The following is a 21,120-nucleotide window of genomic DNA, read 5'->3' on the forward strand; positions in this document are numbered from 1 at the left end:
GGCTGCCTCTTCACTGCCCCTGATCGCGCGGCCGGCGACCGCTGAAACGAGAGTCGAACGATGCCCGAAGTTATCTTCACCGGCCCGGCCGGACGTCTGGAAGGGCGGTACCAAGCCCCCAAGAAGCGCGGCGCGCCGATTGCCATTGTGCTGCACCCGCACCCCCAGTTCGGGGGCACGATGAACAATCAAATTGTGTACAACCTTTTCTACACCTTCGCCAATCGCGGCTTTGCAGCCCTGCGTTTCAATTTCCGCGGGGTCGGCCGCAGCCAGGGTGCATTCGATCACGGCTCGGGCGAGCTGTCCGACGCGGCCGCGGCCCTCGACTGGGTGCAGTCCGTCAACCCGGAGGCGAAGTCGTGCTGGATCGCCGGCGTGTCGTTCGGCGCGTGGATCGGCATGCAGCTGCTGATGCGGCGTCCCGAGATCGAGGGCTTCATCTCGATCGCCGCGATGGCCAACCGCTTCGACTTCACCTTCCTGGCCCCCTGCCCCTCGTCCGGCCTGTTCGTGCACGGCTCCGAGGACCGGGTCGCGCCGGCCCGGGACGTCATGCCGGTCATCGAAAAGGTGAAGGTTCAGAAGGGCGTCATCATCGAGCACCAGATGGTCGAGGGGGCCAACCACTTCTTCGACGGCAAGGTCGACGAGCTGACCCAGACGGTCGACACCTATCTCGACAAGCGCCTCGGCAAGCGCGAGGAGGCCGCCTGACGCCGCAGGCCTCGCGCCTTGACGGGGGCAGGCCCGGGGAATACGGCGCGGGCTTCGAACGCCGCGGCTGAACCTTTGCAGGTCTGATGTCAGAGAGCCCGTCCGACCAACCTGTCGTGCTGCTGGTGGAAGATGACGGCCTCCTGCTCATGGAGGCGTCGGACACCCTGGCGGATGCCGGCTTCACCGTGCTGGAGGCGAGCCACGCCGACAAGGCGCTCAAGGTCCTCGAAAACCGCGACGATGTCGGCGTCCTGATGACGGATGTCGACATGCCGCAGGGCTCGATGGACGGGTTCGCCCTGGCCCGTCTGGTGGCGCATCGCTGGCCGTCGATCCCCGTGCTGGTGGTCTCCGGCATGGGCACGCCCGGCCCGAACGACATGCCGGACGGCGCCCGGTTCATTCCGAAGCCCTACGAGCCGACGACCCTGGTCCGAACTCTGCAGGCTTTCCTCCGTCGCGCGGCGTGAAGCCTTTCCCGGCTCGGGCGCATCGACGATCCGGGCGCCGAACACCCGACCGAGAGCCATGACGGATTTGAGCCGCAAGCACCGTTTCGCGACCCGGGCCATCCATGCCGGCGCGGCGCCGGACCCCGCCACCGGCGCGCGGGTCCAGCCGATCTACTTCACCAACGGCTTCGTGTTCGAGTCCACCGAGCAGGCGGCCGACATCTTCGCCGGCCGCCGGTCCGGTTTTTCTTATTCGCGCGGCTCGAACCCGACGGTGGCCGCCTTGGAGCGGCGGGTGGCCGACCTCGAAGGCGCCAAGGCCGGTGTGGCGGTGTCCTCCGGGCAGTCGGCGATGCTGCTCGTGCTGATGACGCTGATGAAGAGCGGCGATGCCTACGTGGCCTCGCCGCGGCTGTTCGGCGGGTCCCTGGGCCTGATGCGCCGCCTCGACGGCCGCTACGACCTGAAGCCGCGCTTCGCCGCCGGCATGACCCCGGAGGATTTCGAGGCGGCGATCACGCCGGACTGCCGGGCCATCTTCTGCGAGTCGATCGTGAACCCGTGCGCCTCGGTGGTGGATCTCGACGGGATCGCTGCGGTGGCCCGTCGCCACGGCCTGCCCCTCGTGGTCGACAACACCCTGGCCTCGCCGGCGCTGATCCGGCCGATCGAGCACGGTGCGGACATCGTCTGGCACTCGACCTCGAAGTTCCTGAGCGGTTCGGGCCAGACCATCGGCGGCATGATCTGCGATGCCGGCTCCTTCGACTGGACCCGGACCAGCGGCTACAACCTGATCACCGAGCCCTGGCCTGACTACGACGGCCTCGTCCTGACCAAGAGCTTCCCCGAGACACCGTTCGCGGCCGCTTGTCGGTTCTTCGGCCTGCGCGACCTCGGCCCAGGCCTGTCGCCGATGAACGCGTTCCTGACCCTGATGGGCATCGAGACGCTGCCGCTGCGCATGGAGCGCCACTGCGCCAACGCCCGCGCCGTCGCGGCCTACCTCAAGGACCATCCGGCGGTGGCCTGGGTGAGCTATCCCGGCCTGCCGGGCCAGACCGGGGAGGAGCTCGCTCGGCGCTACACGCCGCAGGGGCCGGGCTCGATCTTCACCTTCGCGCTGAAGGGCGGCGAGCCGGCGGCCCTGGCATTCATCGCCGGGCTCGAGCTGATCTCGCACCTCGTCAACATCGGCGAGATCAAGTCGTTGGCGATCCACCCGTCCTCGACCACGCACCGGCAATTGCCGGAGGGCGAGAAGGCTGCCGCCCAGGTCGGCCCCGAGACCGTGCGGCTGTCGATCGGCCTGGAGAACGAGGCCGACCTGATCGCCGACCTCAGCCAAGCGCTCGACAAGCTCGGCTGAGAGGATAGGGTCTGGCGGCTGACGCGCAGGATCGGGTCTATCTCAACCCCCGCCCTCATCCTGAGGTGTGAGCGCAGCGAGCCTCGACGGAGCCCTCCAGGGATCGCGTGGCCGGCTGGAAGGCTCCTTCGAGGCGACCGCTTCGCGGCCGCACCTCAGGATGAGGGAATTGGGTTGGAAGGGCGCCGCCGATCATGGCCTGGCGGGCCCCTTGTAGCGTACCGTCGCGGCCGGTGCTCAACGGCGGTTCTGACCTCGGCTCAGCGTCGCCGCTCCAGGATCGACACGTAATTGGCGACCGCCGCGCCGCCCATGTTGAAGATCCCGGCCAGGTTCGCGCCGGGGACCTGCATGTCGCCGGCCTCGCCCATGAGCTGGAGGCAGGCCATCACGTGCATCGAGACGCCCGTGGCGCCGACCGGATGGCCCTTGGACTTCAGCCCACCGGACGGGTTGATCGGCAGCCGGCCGCCCTTCTCGGTCAGGCCCTCGCGGACGACGCGGAAACCCTGGCCGGGCTCGGCCAGCCCCATCGCCTCGTACTCGATGAGTTCGGCGATGGTGAAGCAGTCGTGCGTCTCGACGAAGGACAGGTCATCGTTGCCGATCCCGGCCTGCGCACGGGCCTTCTCCCAGGCGAGCCGGGCGCCCTTGAATTCGGTCGGGTCCCGGCGCGACAGGGGCAGGATGTCGTTGACATGCGCCCGGGCGCGGAAGCCGATGGCGCGGGCCAACCCTTCGGCGGTCTCGGCATCCGCCACCACGAGGGCGGCAGCGCCGTCCGAGATCAGCGAGCAATCGGTGCGCCGGAGCGGTGCCGCCACGTAGGGGTTCTTGTCCGAGACTGTGTTGCAGAACGCGAAGCCGAGATCTTTTCGCAATTGCGCGTAGGGGTTGGCGACGCCGTTGCGGTGGTTCTTAGCAGCGATGCGGGCCAACTCCTCGCTGCGGTCGCCGTAGCGCTGGAAATAGCCCGCCGCGATCCGCCCGAACACGCCGGCGAAGCCGCCCTCGATGTCGGCCTCCTCCTTCCGGTAGGAGGCACTGAGCAGGATGTCGCCGGTCTCGGCCACGGATTTCGCCGTCATCTTCTCGGCGCCGACCACCAGGGCGATCCGGCCGCGGCCGCTGTCGACGAAATCGAGGGCCGCGTAGAGCGCCGCCGAGCCGGTGGCGCAGGCGTTCTCCAGATGCGTCGCCGGCGCGTGGGCGAGGCCCGGCCGATTCAGGGCGACCTGCGACCCCTCGAAACCCTGCTTCGAGAAGCCGGTGTTCATGACGCCGACATAGATCCCGTCGACCTGGGACTCCTCGACGCCGGCATGTGTCAGCGCCTCGCCCGACACCCGTGCGATCAGGCCCTCGACATCCGGTTCCTCGAGCTTGCCGAAGGGGGTGTGGGCCCAGCCCACGATGCAGGCACGCGTCATGTTGTCGACTCCTCCCGATTCTTCGCCGAACGATGGGCCCGGCATGCGCAGGGATCAAGCCGCGCCTCAGCCGGGCTCGCCGTCCCCGATCAGGAAGTCGAAGTCGCAGCCTTCCGGCGCCTGGGTGACGGTGCGCCGGTAGAGCGCCTTGTAGCCGCGCTTGGGTGCCGGCGGCGGTTGATGGTCCGCGAGGCGCCGGGCGATCTCGGCCTCGTCCACCAGGAGGTCGATCCGCTTGTCCCGGATCGACAGGCGGATCCGATCGCCGTCGCGCACGGCCCCGAGCGGTCCGCCGATGGCCGCCTCGGGGGCGATGTGGAGCACGATCGACCCGAAGGCGGTGCCGGACATCCGCGCGTCGGAAATCCGCACCATATCCTTGATCCCCGCCCGGGCGAGTTTCTTGGGGATCGGCAGGTAGCCGGCCTCGGGCATGCCGGCGGCATGTGGTCCGGCATTCTGCAATACCAGCACGTCGCCTGGGGCCACGTCGAGATCCGGGTCGTCGATCCGCCGGCTCAAGTCTTCGAGGCCGGTGAACACCACCGCCCGCCCCTCGGATTCGAACAGCTCCGGCGTCGCAGCGGCGCGCTTGAAGATCGCCCCGTCGGGAGCGAGGTTGCCGGTGAGCGCGACCAGCCCACCCACCGGCGAGACCGGGTTGTCGAAGGCGCGGATCACCGCGCGGTCGACCCAGCCAGGCGGCTCGTCCAGGCGTTCGGCCAGGGTGCGGCCCTCCACGTCTACGGTGTCGAGGTGCAGGAGCGGGCGCAGTTCGCGCAGCAGCGCACCCATGCCGCCGGCCGCATGGAAATCCTCCATGTAGCCCTCGCCCACCGGCTTCAGGTCGACCAGCACCGGCGTCTCGTCCGAGATGGCGTTGAAGCGCCCGGCGGGGATGCGGATGCCGAGGCGCCCGGCGATGGCCGTGAGGTGCACGATGGCGTTGGTGGAGCCCGACACCGCCATCAGGACCCGGATCGCGTTCTCGACCGATTTTTCCGTGATGACCTGCGCCGGCGTGACCTTGGTCTGGATCAGCCGCACGGCGGCGCGGCCGGTCTCCTCGGCGGCCACCAGCCGGTCCGAATGCACGGCCGGGATCGCGGCGGTTCCGGGCAGCGACATGCCGAGCGCCTCGGCGATGCACGCCATGGTCGAGGCCGTGCCCATCACCGCACAGGTGCCGGCCGTGACCGAGAGCCGGCCCTCAACCTCGGCGATCTCCTCCGCATCCACTGTGCCGGCCCGGTACTTGGCCCAAAAGCCCCGGCAATCGGTGCAGGCGCCGAGGCGCTGACCCTTGTGGCGGCCGGTGGACATCGGGCCGGTTACGACCTGGATCGCCGGAAGGCCCGCGGAGGCCGCGCCCATGAGCTGGGCCGGTACGGTCTTGTCGCAGCCGCCGATCAGCACGACCGCGTCCATCGGCTGGGCCTGGATCATCTCCTCCGTGTCCATGGCCATGAGGTTGCGGTACATCATGCTGGTCGGGTTGAGGAAAACCTCGCCCAGCGACACGGTCGGGAAAGGCCGCGGCAGGGCTCCCGCCGCCAGCACTCCGCGCGAGACCGCCTCCACCAGTTCCGGCATGCTCCGATGGCAGTTGTTGAAGCCGGACGGCGTCATGGCGATGCCGACCACCGGCTTGTCGAGGAGCGTGCGCGAGATGCCCATGGACCGGGCGAAGGAGCGGCGCAGGTAGCGGGCAAAATCCCGGTCGCCGTAATTGGTCAGGCCCCGGTCGAGGCCGTGCGGTTCGGCGGTGCCGGACTCGTCGCTCATCGTTTCGCTCCCGAAGTGGTCCAGCTCAGCGCAGGTGGAACGCGATCCAGGCGACCGCGACGAACACCGCGCCGGTGATCAACCATTGCGCGAAGACGCGATAGCGGATTCTCACGCCGCGAAAAGCTTCGGATGGCGGGCGCGGAGCGCCAGGATCAATGTCAGCGTCTTCAGATCGGTGAGTTCGGCCCGGTCCGCCAGGCGAGCGAGTTCGGCGAGCGGCATTTCCACGATCCGGATGTTCTCGTGTTCACCCTCGGCGCCGCCACCCTGCTCGGCGCGGTCGGCCCTGCTATAGGGCGCAAGGTAAAGGTGGAGTTTTTCCGTGGTCAGGCTGGCGCAGGAATAGGTCGCGCCGACAAATTCCAGCTCGCGCAGGCGCAGGCCCACCTCCTCCAGCACCTCCCGGCGACCGTTCTCCTCCGGGCTGCCGTCCTCGATCAGGCCGGCCGGCGCCTCGAGCTGGACCTGCTCGCCGGCGGCGAACAGGGGCGGCACCCGCAGCTCGCGGACCAGCGTGGCGACCTTTCGCTCGGGATCATACGGCAGGACGCCCACCGAGTTGCCGTGATCCTCGATCTCGCGCTCCACCACGGCACCGTCGGCGAGGCGCACTGTCGCGATCCCGAACCGGCTCCAGCCCTCGTGGATGAACCGGATGTCCAGGATCTCGGCTGTCATGGCGTATTCCCGTCTGCTGGGCCGGTGCACGGCACAGAACGACCTACACGAGGACGGCGGGTCGGGTTCCGAGAGGTGATGCGTGAGGCCGCGAAAAGACCGCGGGCCTCTCGACCATCGAGCATTCCAACTGATCGATAGCAGCGGCTCGACCGCGCGAGCTATCGCGCCCGGCGGGAGAAAATGGTGCCGGAGGAGGGATTTGAACCCCCGACCTTCGCTTTACGAAAGCGCTGCTCTACCACTGAGCTACACCGGCAACCGGCAAGGCCGGCGAACCGACCTCGACCCTCTGCCCCGAGCATGATTCGGGCCAAAATCCCGGGACGGCCTGAACCGTCCCGGACGTGGCAGGCTCATAGCGGTCCGACCGGTGCAAGGCAAGGCCGATCGCCGTCAGAGACGCGGATCGGCGGCGAGTTCGTCCTGCAGGAACGCTCGCACCTCCCCCCGGTCGATCCCGGGAGCGATGAAGCTCTGGCCGATCCCGCGGGCGAGGATGAAGGTCAGCGCGCCGTCGCGGACCTTCTTGTCCTGCGCCATCGCGTCGAGGAGGGCGTCGGCGTCGCCGCAGCCGCCCGGCACCGCCTGGAGGCGAGTCGGCAGCCCGGCGAGCGCCAGATGATTGGCGACGCGGCCGGCATCCTGACCGGGGCAGAGCCCCAGCCGAGCCGAGAACCGGAAGGCCAGGGCCGTACCGATCGCGACCCCCTCCCCGTGGACCAGCCGGGCCGAGTCGTAACCGGTCAACCGCTCCAGGGCGTGGCCGAAGGTGTGGCCGAGGTTGAGCAGCGCGCGCTCGCCGTCTTCCCGCTCGTCGCGGGTGACCACCGCGGCCTTGGCGCAGCAGCAGGCGGCGACCGCCTCCTCGCGCTCCGGGCCGCCGGAGAAAATCCCGCGCCAGTTGGCCTCGCACCAGTCGAAAAAGCCGGCATCCGCGATCAGCCCGTATTTGGCGACCTCGGCATAGCCGGCGCGCATCTCGCGCTCGGATAGGGTGTCGAGGGCCGCTGTGTCGGCGAGGACGAGGCGGGGCTGGTGGAAGGCGCCGATCAGGTTCTTGCCGAGCGGCGCGTTGATCCCGGTCTTGCCGCCCACCGAGGAATCGACCTGGGCGAGCAGGCTGGTCGGCACCTGCACGAAGCGCACGCCGCGCCGAAAGGTCGCGGCCGCGAAGCCGGCAAGGTCGCCGACAACGCCGCCGCCCAGCGCCACCACGAGATCGCCGCGCTCGACCTTCAGCGCCAGCAGGCCGTCGCAGACCTGCGCGTAGCCGGCGTAGGATTTCGAGCCCTCGCCCGGCGCCACGGTGACGACGCCGGACCCGAGACATGCGCGCTCCAGGCTGTCGCGCAGGCGGGCGCCGTAGAGCGCCCCGACGTTCTCGTCGGTGATGATCGCCGCCCGGCGGGCCCCGAGGGCGGCGATCTGTGCGCCCGCTGTCTCGATCAGGCCGCGGCCGATCAGGATGTCGTAGGCGCGGCCGGCATCGAGTGGCACGTGGACCGTCAGGGGAACCGGATGGGACGAGGGCTCGGTCACGGACAGGCTCACTGCAGGGTCACTGGGCGGCGATGGGGCTCGGGGCCGCGGCGGTCAGATGGGCGTCCAGCGCTTCCAGCACGTCCTGGACGACGCGGTCGTGCGAGACCTCTCTGGAGATCACCACCACGTCGGCGGCGGCGTAGACCGGGTGGCGGACTGCCATGAGATCGCGCATCGTCGCCTCGGGATCCTCGGTTTGGAGCAGAGGCCGGCTGCCGCGCTTGCGCACCCGCCGCATCAGCACGTCGAGATCGGCCTTGAGCCAGACCGAGATGGCGGATTCCCTGATCCGCACCCGGGTCGCCTCGCGCAGGTAGGCGCCGCCGCCGGTGGCCAGCACCAGGGGGCCCGCGCGCAGGAGGCGCGAGATGACCCGCTCCTCGCCGTCCCGAAAACTCGGCTCGCCGTAGATCGCGAAGATGTCGGGGATGGTCAGGCCGGCCGCCGCCTCGATCTCGCTGTCGGCATCCTTGAAGATCAGCCCGAGCCGGCTGGCGAGGCGCCGGCCGACCGTGCTCTTGCCCGCCCCCATCAAGCCGACGAGCACGATCGAGCGCAGGCCCAGCGCCCGGCGCAGGCGCGCCTCGATCGGTTCACCAACATCCTCTTCGTTCATCGACGGCAGCATCGCATGGTCGCGGCGTCTCCGGCTCCCTGTCGGCCGCCCCGTACGCGCCTCGCCGGGGGCTTCCAATCCTGTGCCAGGCTCTTAGCGCGATTCAAGCGGCCTGCGAAACGCATCGCTGTGTCCTTGCGGGCCTTGTCAGCGCCGCGATCGCGTGGTGGAAACCGATCTCTCGCGACATCTTGGGGGTGGCTTTTCGCGCGCTCCCCTCCCCGCCGACTGCGCTCGTCTGCCCGAGGTTCGACCGACGTGCCGACCCTGTTCCGTTTCTTCGCCACCCTCGCGATCCTGGCCGGGCTCGTCTTCGCGGCGATGTTCGCGCTGGCGAACTTCGTGGTGCCGACCCCCCGGGAGATGATCGTGACCATCCCGGCTTCGAAGCTCCAGCCGGGCAACCGTTGAGCGCGGCGGCGGCAGAGAGTCCGGCCCGGCCCCCCGCTCCGGAGGTCGCCGCCTACCTCGACATGCTGGCTGCCGAGCGCGGGGCAGGCGCCAACACGCTGGCAGCCTACCGGCGCGACCTCGACGATTATCTCGCCTATCTCGGCCGCGAAGGCATTCCGCTCGAGGAGGCCGACACGCACAGCCTCCGGGCGTTCGTGGCCGATCTGAAGATCCGCGGGCTCATGGCGTCTTCGGCCGCTCGGCGCCTGTCCTGCGTGCGCGGCTTCCACAAGTTTCTCTATGCCGAGGGCTATGCCGAGGCCGATCCGAGCGTCGCGGTCTCGGGGCCGCGCCGGGGCCGGACCCTGCCGAAGGTGTTGTCGATCGCCGAGGTGGATGGGCTGCTGGCCACCGCGCATACGGCTGCGGCCGACAAGGAGGCGGGGCCGGCGCGCCGCGCCCGCCGGATGGTCTGCCTGCTCGAGCTTCTCTACGCCACGGGATTGCGCGTCTCGGAACTCGTCGCCCTGCCGCGGGCTGCGGGCACCACAAGCGAGCGCTTCCTGTTCATCAAGGGCAAGGGCGGCCGCGAGCGGCTCGTCCCGCTGACCGAGGCGTCCCTAGCCGCGATGACTGCCCACTTGGCGGCGGTGCCGGAGGAATCCCCCTGGCTGTTTCCGGCCGACAGCGACAGCGGCCACCTCACCCGGCAGGCCTTCGCCCGCGACTTGAAGACCGTGGCGGTCGCCGCCGGATTGCGCGCCGACCGGGTGAGCCCGCACGTGCTGCGCCACGCTTTTGCCAGTCATCTGCTGCAGAATGGAGCCGATCTGCGCATCGTCCAGGAACTGCTCGGCCATGCCGACATCTCGACCACGCAGATCTACACCCACGTCCTCGATGAGCGCCTGAAGGCGATGGTACGAGACCTGCACCCGCTCATGGATGGATGAACGGCGGAGACGATCTGTGTCCCTTCGCCCGTTCGCGAGAATTGTACAGGATTCACGAACTGACTAAGAGTGACCTGTCGGCATACCGGTACGATAGCCCGCCTTTACCAGAGAGAGTTCAACCAATGTCAGGCCCGACTGCTTCGCAGAGCGGCGCTCAGCCGAACCAGGCGGGTCGCGCGACCGGCGACCAGCCGTCGCAGCGGGATCGGCAGCGCCTCGACAACCAGCTGTGCTTCGCGGTCTACGCCGCTGCGCATGCATTCGGCCGTGCCTATCGCGCCCTTCTCAACCGCTACGAGTTGACCTACCCGCAATACCTCGTCCTGCTGGTGCTGTGGGAGGAGGACGGGCTGTCGGTCAAGGAGATCGGCAACCGCCTGTTCCTCGATTCCGGCACCCTGACCCCGCTCCTTAAACGCCTGGAAGCCTCGGGCCGCGTCCGGCGTGCCCGGGACCGGGCCGACGAGCGGCAGGTCAGCATCTTCCTGACGCCGGCCGGCCAGTCGCTGCGGGACGTGCTCGCCTGCGTGCCCGACGAGGCGGGCGACCGGACCGGCCTCGACATCCAGGGCCGGAAGGATCTGCTGAACGACCTCGTCACCCTGCGGCTTGGCCTTCAAGCCGGTCTGATCCCGGAATAGCCCGTTGTCGGGTCCATGACGCGCGGGTCCTGAACGGAAGAGGGCACCCGCGCGGCTGCGCGGATGCCCCCATTGCGGTTGCGCTCTCGCGCGATGTCTCAGGACTGCGTCTTGAGGTAGGCGATCACGTCGTTGATCTTCTTGTCGTCCGGGTAGCCCTGGAAGATCATCTTGGTGCCGGGGACCTTGGTCTTCGGGTTCTTCAGCCACTCGTGAAGATTGGCCTCGTCCCAGGTAATGCCCGAGTTCTTCAGCGCGGCGGAGTAGTTGTAGCCCTCGTAGGTGCCGGCCTTGCGCCCGACGACGCCCTTCAGGTCCGGACCCACGCCGTTCTTCTGGAAGTTGTGGCACGCCTTGCAGGGGGCGAACGCCTTCTCGCCTGCAGCCGCATCACCGGCCTCCTGGGCCTGCGCCGAGAGTGGGATCAGGGCGGCAAGGACGGCGCCGAGAACGAAAGAACGCATGGATTTCCTCCTTATGGCCGCTGTCGCGGCAGCGTTTAGAGCAGAGCTTGCCTGCCTGGAACAGCTCTAAATGATTACACGCACATGGTGCAACGGCCTAGCCTAACGAGGTCGTCGTCCTGCTGATTGCGTGGACGGCCAGACCCTCAACACCGATCCTCGCGCTTCGCTGCCTGCGGCGGATGGAAGCTGGATCGCGGGGTGCCGGGGCGTGGCTCCGCTCGGCCAGAACGATGTCGGTCGGTCTCTGAATCCGCATCGCAGCTTTCCGAAAGCCGGCGATCGCCTTACGGGACGTTGCTTTAAGCAGGCCGGGCCGGCCAATCGGGCGCCGGGCCGCGGCGTCGCGACGGAGCGCCCCTCATGACCTTTCGCGGCCTGGCGATCTTCCTGACGCTCTGCGGCCTCGCCGCGATCGTGATCGCGCTCGTCGAAGAGCCGGACCGCGTTTCGGTCGTCCTCGGCAAGCTTGGCGAGGGCGGGATGTGGACGGCCCTGGCGGTCTTCGTCGGGATCGCGGCGGTTCTCGGTTATCGGCGGCGCGACGCGGCCGGGCGCCGTCGCTGAGAGCCTGTTTGACGGCGTGATCGCAGTCGCGTGCTGGTTCTGACTGAGGTGTATCCCACTCGTCCCCTCATCCTGAGGTGCTGCGCAGCAGCCTCGAAGGAGGCCTCCAGCCAGCTGCGCGATCCCTGGAGGGCTCCTTCGAGGGCTCCGCTCCGCTACGCCACCTCAGGATGAGGTCGAGATTGGGAAAAACCGGTCACACAGGCTCTGAGCAAGCGCCGGCCCGCTCAAAGGCCGTGATAGCTCCGGTACCATGCCACGAAGCGTTCGATGCCGAGCTTCAGCGGGGTCGCCGGCCGGAAGCCGGTGTCGCGGGCGAGGTCGTCGATATCCGCGTAGGTGGCCGGCACGTCGCCGGGCTGCATCGGCAGCAGGACCGTCTCGGCCTTGCGCCCGAGCGCGTCTTCGAGGAGCGCGATCATCTGCATCAGCTCCACCGGCTCGTTGTTGCCGATGTTGTAGACCCGATAGGGCGCTGCGCTGGTGCCGGGATCCGGGTCGGCGCCGCTCCAGGCGGGGTTCGGCGCCGCCGGCTTCTCGGAGAGCGCGACGATGCCTTCGACGATATCGTCGATATAGGTGAAGTCCCGGCGCATCCGGCCTTCGTTGAACACCCGGATCGGCTCGCCCGCCAGGATGGCGCCGGCGAACAGGGACATCGCCATGTCGGGCCGGCCCCAGGGCCCGTACACGGTGAAGAACCGCAGCCCCGTCGTCGGCAGGCCGTAGAGGTGGCTGTAGCTGTGCGCCATCAGCTCGTTGGCCTTCTTGGTCGCCGCGTAGAGGCTCACCGGATGGTCGACGTTCTGATGGATCGAGAACGGCATGGCCGTGATCGCACCGTAGACCGAGCTCGACGACGCGTAGAGCAGGTGCGCGACGCCGCCGTGGCGGCAGGCTTCGAGGATGTTGAGGAAACCGACGAGATTGCTCGACGCATAGGCGTGCGGGTTCGTCAGCGAGTAGCGGACGCCGGCTTGCGCGGCGAGGTGGACGACGGTCTGAAAGCCATGACGGCGGAACAGCGCATCAAGACCGGCCGCGTCGGTCAGGTCGAGGCGCGCGAAGCTGTAGCCCGCGAACGGTTCGAGGCGTCGGAGCCGCGCCTCCTTCAGGCCGACGTCGTAATAGGCGTTGACGTTGTCGAGGCCCACGACCTGCCGGCCGGCTTCGAGAAAGCGCAGCGCGAGCGCGTTCCCGATGAAGCCGGCGACGCCCGTGATCAGGACAGGGGGCTGGGACATGATCGGGTGCCGTGAACCGGCCGTGCCGCCGGGGTCGGCCATCGGTATCATGGGCTCGCCTCCGTTTCATCCGCGGCCACCGTCTTGCGGCATGGGAAGGGAGACGATTAGTCTCGCGCTCCGTGAAGACCGACGAACCAAAGCTGCCGGAAAGCCTGACGCGCTTCCTCGCCGCGCCCCCCGCAGATGGGGCCGCGCCGGCATCACGGACTGCCGAGGCGAGGCTTGGGCCGATCGATCGGAGTTCCGCGCACCAGGCTCTGGAGTCCGCGCTGCTGCGCGGCTTCGTCTCCGTCACGTCGGGCCTCGTCTGGCTCCTCGTGCTCGGCCTGGTCCTGCGTCATCTCGCGCGCTGAATTGCATCCGTTGCCTGTGGATAGCGGTCGATCCGGCATGGGCCTGCGCGATCGACCGGTACTTCAGCGGCCAAGTCCGGTATTGGGGCGCCGATAGCTGAGCCGTATCGGCTCGGCCGACCGCTTCGGGCGGGTCTGTTCGTGGGGATGGGACGATGGCTCTGACCGGGCGTTTCTGGTTCCGGAAATCCTGGACCGGCCGGCTCGTGCTGCTGGTCGAGGAGGTCCGTCCGCGCTGGTTCAGCCGCGGTGCCGGCAAGCCGCGCTGGCGCAATGCCCGGCTGATGGATTTCGCCGAGCCCGAATTGCGGCCGCTGATGGCGATGGAGAAACTGCACCGCACGGGCGCCCCGTCCGCCACCGTCCACAGCCTCCGGCCGGTTCCCGCGGCCCCGATGGCGCAGGCCGCCAACGGCTGAGTCGTGCCGCTGACCCGAGCCCGTCCGATCCCCATCTGAACGGTTCGCTCGCTGCGTGAGCGATCGACACCGGGGACGACGGCCATGCCGCGCTATTTCTTCCATACCCAGATCGGCGAGGACACGATCACCGATCCGACCGGTTTCGAGTTGCGCGACCCGGATCAGGCTTGGGAGAAAGCCCAGGAGACGATCCGCGCGGCCCTGGCCGATCCGCAGAACCAGGCCCGGCTGATGACCGCCTGCCTGGTCATCACCGACGCGGCGGGCGAGGTGGTTCTGGAATTCCCGTTCAGCGAGGCCGTCTCCCTCCCGCCGGACGCGGATCCCACGCTGCATTGAGCGCAAGCCGCCGCGCTCCGTCTGCCCTACATCGCGGCGAAAGCGACGCATGAGGAGCAGCGCCAGCATGGATTCGCCCCCGAACGATCTCGACACGCACGCCCTTGGCCGTGCCGCGCCCGGCAAGGGCCTCGCCCGCGAGGCGTGCCCCTATGCCGAGGGCACGCAGGCGCGCACGCGCTGGCTTGCAGGCTACGACGAAGCCGTCTCCGATGGGGCCGAGCCGGTGACCGGGGGAATCGCCCAGCACCCGCCGACCGGGGAGCCCACGCGCTGATGGACGCCAAAACCACGCTACACGCCAGCGCGGCGCCGCATCCCGCCCTCGACCGCAAGGCGGTCGGCGCCGTGGTGCTCGGCAACGCCCTCGAATTCTACGATTTCACCGTCTACGCCTTCTTCGCCAAGCCGATCGGCGAGGCGTTCTTCCCGGCCACCGATCCGACCCACAGCCTGCTCGCGTCGCTCGCCCTGTTCGGCATCGGCTACGTGATGCGGCCGATCGGCGGCGTGCTGATCGGCGCCTTCGCGGACCGGGCCGGGCGCAAGCCCGCGATGCTGATCACCATCGCGCTGATGGCGCTCGGCATGCTGATGCTCGCCGCCTGCCCGTCCTACGCGGCGATCGGCGGCTGGGCGCAGGTGATCGTCATCGCCGGCCGCCTCATCCAGGGCCTTGCGCTCGGCGGCGAGGTCGGCCCGTCCACCGCCTATCTGCTCGAAGCGGCGCCGCCGGCCAAGCGCGGCTTCGTGACCAGCTGGCAGATCGCCAGCCAGGGCTGCGCCGCCCTGTTCGCCGGCATCGTCGCGACCATCCTGGCTCTCATCGTCGGCGATCAGGCGATGTCCGCCTGGGGCTGGCGGGTGATGTTCGCCCTGGGCCTCTGCGTCGTCCCGGTCGGCCTGGTGATCCGCAGCCATCTGCCGGAGACGGCCGGCGCCGAGGAGGACCCGCACGCCGCCGCCTCGACGCTCGCGGTGGTCAAGCGCCTCCTGAGCGAGCATGGCCGCCTGCTGGGTCTGACCTTCCTGGTCATCGCCGCCTCGACTGTGTCGAACGCGGTTGGCACCAACATGCCGGTCTATGCCGGCGCGACCCTCGGCCTGAGCGAGACCGCCGCCACCGCGGTGCCGATCGCGCTGGGCCTCGCTTCGGTGATCTTCCCGCTGCTCGGCGGCTGGCTGGCGGACCGGGTCGGTCGCCGCCCGGTGATGATCTGGCCGCGGGCGCTGATCCTGGTGCTCGCCGTGCCGGCCTTCGCCTGGGTGGTGAACGCCCCGAGCGCGGCGAGCGTCTACGCGGTGACGTTCCTGCTCTCGGCCCTGTCCTCGATCAACGCCGCCGCGGTGATCGTCGGCATCCCGGAGGCTCTGCCGCGGGCGGTGCGCAGCGCCGGCCTGTCGATCGTCTACGCGCTCTCGGTCTCGATCTTCGGCGGCAGCACAAACTACGTGATCAACTGGCTGATCGCCGCGACCGGCGACCGGCTGGCGCCGGCCTATTACCTGGCGGCCTTCAGCCTGGTCGGGACCATCGCCGCCTTCCTGCTGCCGGAGACCCGGGGCCGCGACCTCGACGCGGAACTCGAAGCGTAGCATTGCATGTGCGCTCCCGCACGGCCCGGAAGCGGGGCCGTGCGGGAGCGCGTTCTCGGCGCTAGGTCGATGCCCGCCGCGGGCCTAGACCGCGCGCATGCCCAGCCCCTCCGAGACGCGCCGTCCGCTGGTCCTCGCCGCGGTGATGGCGGCGATGTTCATGATCGCCATCGAGGCGACGATCGTCTCGACCGCCATGCCGCAGATCGCCGGGCAGCTCGGCGACCTCCACCTCTATGCCTGGGTGTTCGGCTCTTTCCTGCTCACCCAGACCGCGACCACGGTGGTGTTCGGCAAGCTGTCCGACCTCTACGGACGCCGCCCGGTGCTGCTGTTCGGCATCGCGGTCTTTTTGGCCGGCTCCCTGCTGTGCGGGCTGGCCTGGTCGATGCCATCGCTGATCCTGTTCCGGCTGGTGCAGGGTGTCGGTGCCGGGGCGATCCAACCGGTGAGCCTGACGGTGGTCGGCGACCTCTACCCGGCCCGCGAGCGCGGCAAGGTCCAGGGTTATCTCGCCAGCGTCTGGGGCATCTCCTCGGTGGCCGGACCGCTGGTCGGCGGCTTGATCATCGGCCATCTGAGCTGGCCCTGGATCTTCTGGATCAACCTGCCGGTGGGCGTCGTCGCGGCCGCGCTGTTCCTGGGCTACCTGCGGGAGAGCATCGAGCGCCGCAGCCGCCCAATCGATGCGCTCGGCGCCGCCCTGTTCACCGCCGCGATCGCGGCGCTGATGATGGCGCTGACCGAGGCCGGCACCTCGGCGGAAGCGGCACTTTGGCCCGCTCTGGGCTTCGTGGTCGCCGCCTTCCTGTTCGTGCTCCAGGAGCGCCGGGCCGCCGACCCGATGCTCGACATCCGCCTGTGGATGCAGCGCCCGATCGCCACCGCCAACGCCGCGACGCTGCTCTCCGGCATGACGGTGATCGGCCTCACCGCCTTCCTGCCGATGTACGTCCAGGGCGTGCTGCGGCAATCGCCGCTGGTCGCCGGCCTGACCCTCACCCTGATGGTGCTCGGCTGGCCGATCGGTGCCACCACGGCGGCGCGCAACTTCGTGCGATTCGGCCTGCGCCCGACGCTGCTCGTCGGCGCGACTCTGCTGCCGCTCGGTGCCACCGCTTTCGTCGCCCTGGGGTCGGCGACCTCGCCGATCGTGGCCGCCTGCGGCTCGATCGTCATGGGGCTGGGCATGGGCTTTCTCTCGACCGCCGCCATCGTGATCATCCAGGACAGCGTCGCCTGGGCCCAGCGCGGCGCCGCTACCGCCTCGAACATCTTTGCCCGCAACCTCGGCTCGACCCTGGGAGCGACTGCGCTCGGCGCCGTGCTGAACTACCGGTTGGTGCATCTGGCGAGCGGGCCGGCGGTCGATTCGGTCCAGCTCCGCCGTCTCCTCGACGATCCCGCCAGCCTCGGCGCCGGCGGCGACGCGATCCGGGACGGGCTCCAGCACGCCCTCCACGGCACGTTCTGGACGGTTTTCGCCGTGGCGTCGCTGACGCTCCTACTGTCGCTGTTCGTGCCGCGGGTGGCGATCTCGGATGCGCCGCGCGAACTGGCGGTAGAGTAAGAACGCGCTGCATCGCCGCCGGAGCACAGGCGCTTCGCCGGACCCTTGAGTCGTCGAACGCCTCGCCACGGCCGATAAAGCCTGTTCTGAAGTTGCTGCACATCCCGACGGCGGTATGATAAAATCATACCGTTCGGACTGAGGATTCCGCATGGCTCCAACCGAGAAACGCACCTTCAGTCTTCCAGCAGAGCAGGCCGCGTTCATCGATTCCCAGGTGAAGACCGGCGCGTTCGCGAGCGCGAGCGAGGTGGTGCGCGCCGGTCTACGCGCTCTGCAGGAGCGTGACGCCGCCGTCGAGCGCTGGCTTCGCGACGAGGTGGTAGCGACCTATGATGAGATGAAAGCCCATCCCGGGCGTGCAATCTCGTCGGAGGACATGGCCGAACGGATGCGCCGGCGCCACGAAGCGCGGATGCGGGATGGGGCGTGAAGCGGCGCAGCATCACCTATGCGCCCGCCGCTGGTGACGACCTCGACTGGATTTACGACACCGTCGCGCAGGGCAGCACGCCGATCATCGCATCGGGCTTCGAGCGGAGCATCCGCGACTTTTGTCAGCGGCTGGAATACGGCGCCGAGCGCGGGACCCTGCGCAATGAACTCCGCCCGGGCCTCCGCACGGTGGGCTTCGGCCGGCGCGTGACGATTGCCTTTATGGTCGAGGATCACCGCGTGGTGATCCTGCGCATTTTCTACGGCGGTCGCGATTGGGAGGCGGATTTTTGATAACCGGCGGAGCGCTCGGGAAAAAGTGCCGCGCGATCGGCAATGCTCCGCAGCGTCGGTTTTGATCGAGGCGGAAAACCGGTTTCCACTTTTCCGCCGCTTGCTCTAGCGTCCGCCCATGCCCCTCGTGCCGCCTCCGCGCCCCGCAGCCTCGCCCGCGGCGGATATTCCGCCGACCAGCGTGCTCACGGCCAACCAGCCCGAATGGTCGGTCGGCGAGCTGGCGGGCGCGCTCAAGCGCACCCTGGAGGACGCGTTCGGCCATGTCCGCCTACGCGGCGAGATCTCCGGCTATCGCGGTCAGCACGGCTCCGGCCACGCCTATTTCTCCCTGAAGGACGGGCAGGCGCGGATCGACGCGGTGGTGTGGAAGGGCGTGTTCGGGCGCCTGCGCCAGAAGCCCCAGGAGGGGCTGGAGGTGGTCGCCACCGGCCGGATCACCACCTTCGCGGGCAAGTCCTCGTACCAGATCGTGGTCGAGAGCCTGGAGCCGGCCGGCCTCGGCGCCTGGATGGCCCTGCTGGAGGAGCGCAAGAAGCTTCTCGCCGCCGAGGGGCTGTTCGCCCCGGAGCACAAGCGGGCGATCCCCTACCTGCCGCGCGTGGTCGGCGTCGTCACCTCGCCCACCGGGGCGGTGATCCGCGATATCCTCCACCGGCTTGAGGATCGGTTTCCGCGCCCGGTCCTGGTCTGGCCGGTGCGCGTCCAGGGCGACGGCGCGGCGGAAGAGGTCACCGCTGCGATCCGCGGCTTCAACGCTTTGGGCCCGGACAGCGCCATCCCGCGCCCGGACGTGCTGATCGTCGCCCGGGGCGGCGGCTCCATCGAGGATCTCTGGGCCTTCAACGAGGAATGCGTGGTCCGCGCCGCCTTCGAGAGCGCAATCCCGCTGATCTCGGCAGTGGGGCACGAGACCGACACCACGCTCATCGACTACGTTTCCGACCGAAGGGCGCCGACCCCAACCGGTGCCGCCGAGATGGCTGTGCCGGTCCGTGCCGATCTGATCGCCACGGTGGCGGACCTGTCCGCCCGCGCGGTCGGGTCGATCGGCCGCCGGGTCGAACGCGACCGTTCGGACCTGCGGGCGCTGGCCCGAGCCCTGCCGAGCGCCGACGCCCTGCTGGCGGCCAAGCGCCAGCGCCTCGACCTCGCCGAGGCGCGCCTCGCCCCGGCGCTGGCGGCCGGCGCCAGCCGCCACCGCGCCCGGCTGCAACTCCTCCTCGACCGGATGGCGCGGCGCTCGCCGGACGTGGCTCTGGCCAATGCCCGGGCCCGGCTGGCGCGGATCGATCACCGGCCGCTGACCGCCCTGCGCAACGACGTGCAGCGCAAGGGCGAGGCTCTGGCTCAGTTCGGCCGCCGCCTCGTCGTCGCCCGGGATGCCAGCCTGGAGCGGGCGCGGGCGCTCCAGGCGCGTCGGTCCGACCGCCTCGTCGCCCTGTCCGATCGCCTGACCCAGGCCGGCCTGCGCGGCGTCGAGCGCCGCCGCGATCGGCTGGAGGGCCTGGCGCATCTCCTCGGCTCGCTGAGCTATCGGGCGGTGCTGGAGCGCGGCTACGTGTTGGTTCGCGACGCCGCCGGCCTGCCGGTCCGCCACGCCGCCGAGGCCGCCGCCGCCAGCCGTCTCAGCCTGCAATTCGCCGACGGGACGGTGCATGCGGTGCCGGATGGGACGTCCGACCCCTCCGTCTCCGCCAAGCCGACCCGGCGCACCGCGCGGACGCAGCCGGCCTCCGGTGCCGAGACGGGGAAGCGCACGCCCGCGAGCGCCGCCGCACCGACGCGGCAGGGGTCGCTCTTCTGAACCGCGCTTGGGGGCTGAGCGGCGTGTGGATCGACATCTGGGATGGGCGGCCCTTTGCCGGCGCCAAGATCGCCCTCATCCTCGGGACCGAGATCCTCGTCTACCGGCGCGACGACCGGCCGGACATCCCGTTTCCAGGGCTTTGGGACCTCCCCGGCGGCGGCCGGGAGACCGATGAATCTCCGGCAGACTGCGCGCTGCGCGAGACCCACGAAGAATTCGGCTTGATCATCGAGCCTGAGCGGATCGTCTGGCAGCGTCGCTATCCAAGCTGGTCGGGCACTGGGGCCGCGGCCTATTTCTGTGCCGCGCCCCTACTGCCGGTTGAAGTCGAGAAGATCCGCTTCGGAAGCGAAGGCACCGATTGGACATTGATGCCGGTCGAATGGTTCATCGCCCATCAACAGGCGGTGCCGCATCTGCAGGAACGCGTTTTTGATTATTTACGATCTGCCGAGAACTCGCTATTGTAGCAATAGATCATAGATGGCGACGGATATCCAAATCATTCCCTTCATCCTGAGGTGCCGGAGCGTAGCGTAGGCCTCGAAGGAGCCTTCCAGGGACCGCGGAGACTTCTGGAGTGCTCCTTCGAGGCTTCCGCTACGCGGAAGCTCCTCAGGATGAGGTCGAGGATGGAAAGGGCTTTATTTACGGACACGCCGAAATCGCTGATGGATCAAATCGGCTCCGGCCCAACCCGGTAGTGATACCGGTACAGCTCTCGCTCGAATCCCAGTCCCCGGTACAGCGCCCGAGCCGGCGTGTTCGCCGCGACCACTTGGAGGCAGGCCGCCCGAGCGCCCTGCCCCCGGGCCCAGTGTAACAGCGCACCCACGGCGCGTTTGGCATGGCCGCGCCCGCGCAGATGTTCGACCGTCGCCACCGATTCGATCACCAGCAGGTCGCTGTCGAGCACCCCGAAGGCGAAGGCGCCGATGCCGCCGTCCACGGCCGCCGCCGCGAAGGCCCGCGGCAGGATGAGGGTCTCCACCGTGTAGCGAAACGCCTGCGCGGCTGCCGCGTCGGCCCGGTTCAGGGCATCGCGCACGGCCAGCCATTCGGCGTCGGGTTCCGACGTGAGCCTGACTGCCGGATCTGGCGCGCCCGAAAGGTCGTCGAGGTCGCGGAACAGCGTGCAGGTCTCGTCGACGACGGTGTAATCGCCCCGGGCCAGCAGCGGCTCCATCTGTGGCGCGATCGCCGGCACCCGAAAAATCGCCCGGCGCCCGAGGGCGGCGTAGAGCGCCTGCCCGGCTGCGATCGCCGGCTCGGGGGCACCGCTGCCCCGCAGGGGGTTCACGGAATTCTGTCGCTTCGAGGTGCCGCCGGTGGCGCGCAGCAGGTAACCGTGGACGAGGAGCTGGCGCGGGCTCGGCCAGGCATTGAGGCAAGCCTCTTCCACGCGCCAAGCCAGATCGAGGTCGGACGTCATGAT

General features: G+C 69.2%; 25 protein-coding genes and 1 tRNA gene. 17 read left to right on the forward strand and 9 right to left on the reverse strand.

Annotated features, from left to right (window positions below):
* Window positions 1-60: 60 nt before the first annotated feature.
* The 3 genes from MKL20_RS26735 to MKL20_RS26745 all read left to right on the forward strand — a co-directional run bounded on the left by MKL20_RS26735 (window position 61) and on the right by MKL20_RS26745 (window position 2,541).
* Window positions 61-717 carry an alpha/beta hydrolase gene (locus tag MKL20_RS26735; RefSeq protein WP_092045953.1) on the forward strand — a complete coding sequence of 219 codons (657 nt, stop codon included), beginning with the start codon at window positions 61-63 and terminating at the stop codon, window positions 715-717.
* Window positions 718-803: 86 nt separating this feature from the next.
* Window positions 804-1,190, forward strand: coding sequence for a response regulator (locus tag MKL20_RS26740; protein ID WP_243971388.1), 387 nt, complete (start codon window positions 804-806; stop codon window positions 1,188-1,190).
* A gap of 58 nt (window positions 1,191-1,248) precedes the next feature.
* The gene (locus MKL20_RS26745; protein WP_244039186.1) at window positions 1,249-2,541 is read left to right on the forward strand and encodes an O-acetylhomoserine aminocarboxypropyltransferase/cysteine synthase family protein; all 1,293 of its coding nucleotides are present in this window, start codon (window positions 1,249-1,251) and stop codon (window positions 2,539-2,541) included.
* A 260-nt stretch (window positions 2,542-2,801) separates the two neighbouring features.
* Here the strand turns inward: MKL20_RS26745 and MKL20_RS26750 are convergent, their stop codons facing one another.
* From MKL20_RS26750 to MKL20_RS26775, 6 genes are all read right to left on the reverse strand, one after another.
* Entirely contained in the window at window positions 2,802-3,971 is a 1,170-nt protein-coding gene (locus tag MKL20_RS26750; protein ID WP_244039187.1) for an acetyl-CoA acetyltransferase, read from the reverse strand.
* A gap of 66 nt (window positions 3,972-4,037) precedes the next feature.
* A complete protein-coding gene (locus tag MKL20_RS26755; RefSeq protein WP_244039188.1) occupies window positions 4,038-5,756 on the reverse strand; it encodes an IlvD/Edd family dehydratase in 1,719 nt (572 codons plus the stop codon).
* Window positions 5,757-5,867: 111 nt separating this feature from the next.
* A complete protein-coding gene (locus tag MKL20_RS26760; protein WP_244039189.1) occupies window positions 5,868-6,437 on the reverse strand; it encodes an NUDIX domain-containing protein in 570 nt (189 codons plus the stop codon).
* A 184-nt stretch (window positions 6,438-6,621) separates the two neighbouring features.
* Window positions 6,622-6,696 (reverse strand) — tRNA-Thr (locus MKL20_RS26765).
* Window positions 6,697-6,833: 137 nt separating this feature from the next.
* Window positions 6,834-7,979, reverse strand: a complete 1,146-nt coding sequence (gene aroB / locus MKL20_RS26770; RefSeq protein WP_244039190.1) for a 3-dehydroquinate synthase — start codon at window positions 7,977-7,979, stop codon at window positions 6,834-6,836.
* Between the two features lie 19 nt (window positions 7,980-7,998).
* Window positions 7,999-8,598: a shikimate kinase gene (locus MKL20_RS26775; RefSeq protein WP_243971405.1), complete on the reverse strand. Its 600-nt coding sequence runs from the start codon at window positions 8,596-8,598 to the stop codon at window positions 7,999-8,001.
* 258 nt (window positions 8,599-8,856) lie between these two features.
* Here MKL20_RS26775 and MKL20_RS26780 point away from each other — a divergent pair, with 258 nt between their 5' ends.
* The 3 genes from MKL20_RS26780 to MKL20_RS26790 all read left to right on the forward strand — a co-directional run bounded on the left by MKL20_RS26780 (window position 8,857) and on the right by MKL20_RS26790 (window position 10,588).
* Complete coding sequence (locus MKL20_RS26780; protein ID WP_058190531.1) at window positions 8,857-9,009, forward strand: hypothetical protein; 153 nt, start codon at window positions 8,857-8,859, stop codon at window positions 9,007-9,009.
* Window positions 9,006-9,944, forward strand: coding sequence for a site-specific tyrosine recombinase XerD (locus tag MKL20_RS26785; RefSeq protein WP_279595007.1), 939 nt, complete (start codon window positions 9,006-9,008; stop codon window positions 9,942-9,944). Before MKL20_RS26780 ends, MKL20_RS26785 begins: the two co-directional genes overlap by 4 nt.
* 125 nt (window positions 9,945-10,069) lie before the next feature.
* Window positions 10,070-10,588 carry a MarR family winged helix-turn-helix transcriptional regulator gene (locus MKL20_RS26790; RefSeq protein ID WP_244039191.1) on the forward strand — a complete coding sequence of 173 codons (519 nt, stop codon included), beginning with the start codon at window positions 10,070-10,072 and terminating at the stop codon, window positions 10,586-10,588.
* A 98-nt stretch (window positions 10,589-10,686) separates the two neighbouring features.
* Here MKL20_RS26790 and MKL20_RS26795 read toward each other — a convergent pair whose 3' ends face one another.
* Window positions 10,687-11,052: a c-type cytochrome gene (locus tag MKL20_RS26795; protein ID WP_244039192.1), complete on the reverse strand. Its 366-nt coding sequence runs from the start codon at window positions 11,050-11,052 to the stop codon at window positions 10,687-10,689.
* 363 nt (window positions 11,053-11,415) lie between these two features.
* Here MKL20_RS26795 and MKL20_RS26800 point away from each other — a divergent pair, with 363 nt between their 5' ends.
* Complete coding sequence (locus tag MKL20_RS26800) at window positions 11,416-11,619, forward strand: hypothetical protein (RefSeq protein ID WP_244039193.1); 204 nt, start codon at window positions 11,416-11,418, stop codon at window positions 11,617-11,619.
* A gap of 227 nt (window positions 11,620-11,846) precedes the next feature.
* On the opposite strand, the gene MKL20_RS26805 is transcribed toward MKL20_RS26800, so the two are convergent.
* Window positions 11,847-12,863, reverse strand: a complete 1,017-nt coding sequence (locus MKL20_RS26805; RefSeq protein WP_244039194.1) for an NAD-dependent epimerase — start codon at window positions 12,861-12,863, stop codon at window positions 11,847-11,849.
* A 122-nt stretch (window positions 12,864-12,985) separates the two neighbouring features.
* On the opposite strand from MKL20_RS26805, the gene MKL20_RS26810 reads away from it, so the two are divergent.
* The 10 genes from MKL20_RS26810 to MKL20_RS26855 all read left to right on the forward strand — a co-directional run bounded on the left by MKL20_RS26810 (window position 12,986) and on the right by MKL20_RS26855 (window position 20,155).
* The gene (locus MKL20_RS26810; protein WP_244039195.1) at window positions 12,986-13,219 is read left to right on the forward strand and encodes a hypothetical protein; all 234 of its coding nucleotides are present in this window, start codon (window positions 12,986-12,988) and stop codon (window positions 13,217-13,219) included.
* 155 nt (window positions 13,220-13,374) lie between these two features.
* Window positions 13,375-13,638, forward strand: a complete 264-nt coding sequence (locus tag MKL20_RS26815) for a hypothetical protein (protein ID WP_244039196.1) — start codon at window positions 13,375-13,377, stop codon at window positions 13,636-13,638.
* Between the two features lie 84 nt (window positions 13,639-13,722).
* On the forward strand, window positions 13,723-13,980 hold the full coding sequence (locus tag MKL20_RS26820; RefSeq protein ID WP_244039197.1) for a DUF6894 family protein: 258 nt from the start codon (window positions 13,723-13,725) through the stop codon (window positions 13,978-13,980).
* A 67-nt stretch (window positions 13,981-14,047) separates the two neighbouring features.
* Complete coding sequence (locus tag MKL20_RS26825) at window positions 14,048-14,257, forward strand: Rmf/CrpP family protein (RefSeq protein ID WP_243971419.1); 210 nt, start codon at window positions 14,048-14,050, stop codon at window positions 14,255-14,257.
* Entirely contained in the window at window positions 14,257-15,576 is a 1,320-nt protein-coding gene (locus MKL20_RS26830) for an MFS transporter (RefSeq protein WP_244039198.1), read from the forward strand. The genes MKL20_RS26825 and MKL20_RS26830 overlap by 1 nt, the downstream gene beginning before the upstream one ends.
* 97 nt (window positions 15,577-15,673) lie before the next feature.
* Window positions 15,674-17,146 carry an MDR family MFS transporter gene (locus tag MKL20_RS26835; protein ID WP_244039199.1) on the forward strand — a complete coding sequence of 491 codons (1,473 nt, stop codon included), beginning with the start codon at window positions 15,674-15,676 and terminating at the stop codon, window positions 17,144-17,146.
* Between the two features lie 151 nt (window positions 17,147-17,297).
* Window positions 17,298-17,579, forward strand: a complete 282-nt coding sequence (locus MKL20_RS26840; protein WP_244039200.1) for a type II toxin-antitoxin system ParD family antitoxin — start codon at window positions 17,298-17,300, stop codon at window positions 17,577-17,579.
* A complete protein-coding gene (locus tag MKL20_RS26845) occupies window positions 17,576-17,875 on the forward strand; it encodes a type II toxin-antitoxin system RelE/ParE family toxin (RefSeq protein ID WP_244039201.1) in 300 nt (99 codons plus the stop codon). The genes MKL20_RS26840 and MKL20_RS26845 overlap by 4 nt, the downstream gene beginning before the upstream one ends.
* Before the next feature lie 118 nt (window positions 17,876-17,993).
* Complete coding sequence (gene xseA / locus MKL20_RS26850) at window positions 17,994-19,682, forward strand: exodeoxyribonuclease VII large subunit (protein WP_244039202.1); 1,689 nt, start codon at window positions 17,994-17,996, stop codon at window positions 19,680-19,682.
* Window positions 19,683-19,705: 23 nt separating this feature from the next.
* Window positions 19,706-20,155 carry an NUDIX hydrolase gene (locus tag MKL20_RS26855; protein ID WP_244039203.1) on the forward strand — a complete coding sequence of 150 codons (450 nt, stop codon included), beginning with the start codon at window positions 19,706-19,708 and terminating at the stop codon, window positions 20,153-20,155.
* A 206-nt stretch (window positions 20,156-20,361) separates the two neighbouring features.
* On the opposite strand, the gene MKL20_RS26860 is transcribed toward MKL20_RS26855, so the two are convergent.
* Window positions 20,362-21,117 (reverse strand): GNAT family N-acetyltransferase, encoded by a 756-nt coding sequence (locus MKL20_RS26860; RefSeq protein ID WP_244039204.1) that lies wholly within the window; start codon window positions 21,115-21,117, stop codon window positions 20,362-20,364.
* Window positions 21,118-21,120 lie beyond the last annotated feature (3 nt).

This window comes from Methylobacterium sp. E-066 (assembly GCF_022829635.1).
Taxonomy (GTDB): Bacteria; Pseudomonadota; Alphaproteobacteria; order Rhizobiales; family Beijerinckiaceae; genus Methylobacterium.

Excerpts from the sequence above, each read along its gene's own strand:
- MKL20_RS26735 (WP_092045953.1), top strand. The coding sequence starts at position 61 with ATGCCCGAAGTTATCTTCACCGGCCCGGCCGGACGTCTGGAAGGGCGG.
- MKL20_RS26740 (WP_243971388.1), top strand. The coding sequence starts at position 804 with ATGTCAGAGAGCCCGTCCGACCAACCTGTCGTGCTGCTGGTGGAAGAT.
- MKL20_RS26745 (WP_244039186.1), top strand. The coding sequence starts at position 1,249 with ATGACGGATTTGAGCCGCAAGCACCGTTTCGCGACCCGGGCCATCCAT.
- MKL20_RS26750 (WP_244039187.1), bottom strand. The coding sequence starts at position 3,971 with ATGACGCGTGCCTGCATCGTGGGCTGGGCCCACACCCCCTTCGGCAAG.
- MKL20_RS26755 (WP_244039188.1), bottom strand. The coding sequence starts at position 5,756 with ATGAGCGACGAGTCCGGCACCGCCGAACCGCACGGCCTCGACCGGGGC.
- MKL20_RS26760 (WP_244039189.1), bottom strand. The coding sequence starts at position 6,437 with ATGACAGCCGAGATCCTGGACATCCGGTTCATCCACGAGGGCTGGAGC.
- MKL20_RS26775 (WP_243971405.1), bottom strand. The coding sequence starts at position 8,598 with ATGAACGAAGAGGATGTTGGTGAACCGATCGAGGCGCGCCTGCGCCGG.
- MKL20_RS26790 (WP_244039191.1), top strand. The coding sequence starts at position 10,070 with ATGTCAGGCCCGACTGCTTCGCAGAGCGGCGCTCAGCCGAACCAGGCG.
- MKL20_RS26795 (WP_244039192.1), bottom strand. The coding sequence starts at position 11,052 with ATGCGTTCTTTCGTTCTCGGCGCCGTCCTTGCCGCCCTGATCCCACTC.
- MKL20_RS26800 (WP_244039193.1), top strand. The coding sequence starts at position 11,416 with ATGACCTTTCGCGGCCTGGCGATCTTCCTGACGCTCTGCGGCCTCGCC.
- MKL20_RS26805 (WP_244039194.1), bottom strand. The coding sequence starts at position 12,863 with ATGTCCCAGCCCCCTGTCCTGATCACGGGCGTCGCCGGCTTCATCGGG.
- MKL20_RS26815 (WP_244039196.1), top strand. The coding sequence starts at position 13,375 with ATGGCTCTGACCGGGCGTTTCTGGTTCCGGAAATCCTGGACCGGCCGG.
- MKL20_RS26820 (WP_244039197.1), top strand. The coding sequence starts at position 13,723 with ATGCCGCGCTATTTCTTCCATACCCAGATCGGCGAGGACACGATCACC.
- MKL20_RS26825 (WP_243971419.1), top strand. The coding sequence starts at position 14,048 with ATGGATTCGCCCCCGAACGATCTCGACACGCACGCCCTTGGCCGTGCC.
- MKL20_RS26830 (WP_244039198.1), top strand. The coding sequence starts at position 14,257 with ATGGACGCCAAAACCACGCTACACGCCAGCGCGGCGCCGCATCCCGCC.
- MKL20_RS26835 (WP_244039199.1), top strand. The coding sequence starts at position 15,674 with ATGCCCAGCCCCTCCGAGACGCGCCGTCCGCTGGTCCTCGCCGCGGTG.
- MKL20_RS26840 (WP_244039200.1), top strand. The coding sequence starts at position 17,298 with ATGGCTCCAACCGAGAAACGCACCTTCAGTCTTCCAGCAGAGCAGGCC.
- xseA (WP_244039202.1), top strand. The coding sequence starts at position 17,994 with ATGCCCCTCGTGCCGCCTCCGCGCCCCGCAGCCTCGCCCGCGGCGGAT.
- MKL20_RS26860 (WP_244039204.1), bottom strand. The coding sequence starts at position 21,117 with ATGACGTCCGACCTCGATCTGGCTTGGCGCGTGGAAGAGGCTTGCCTC.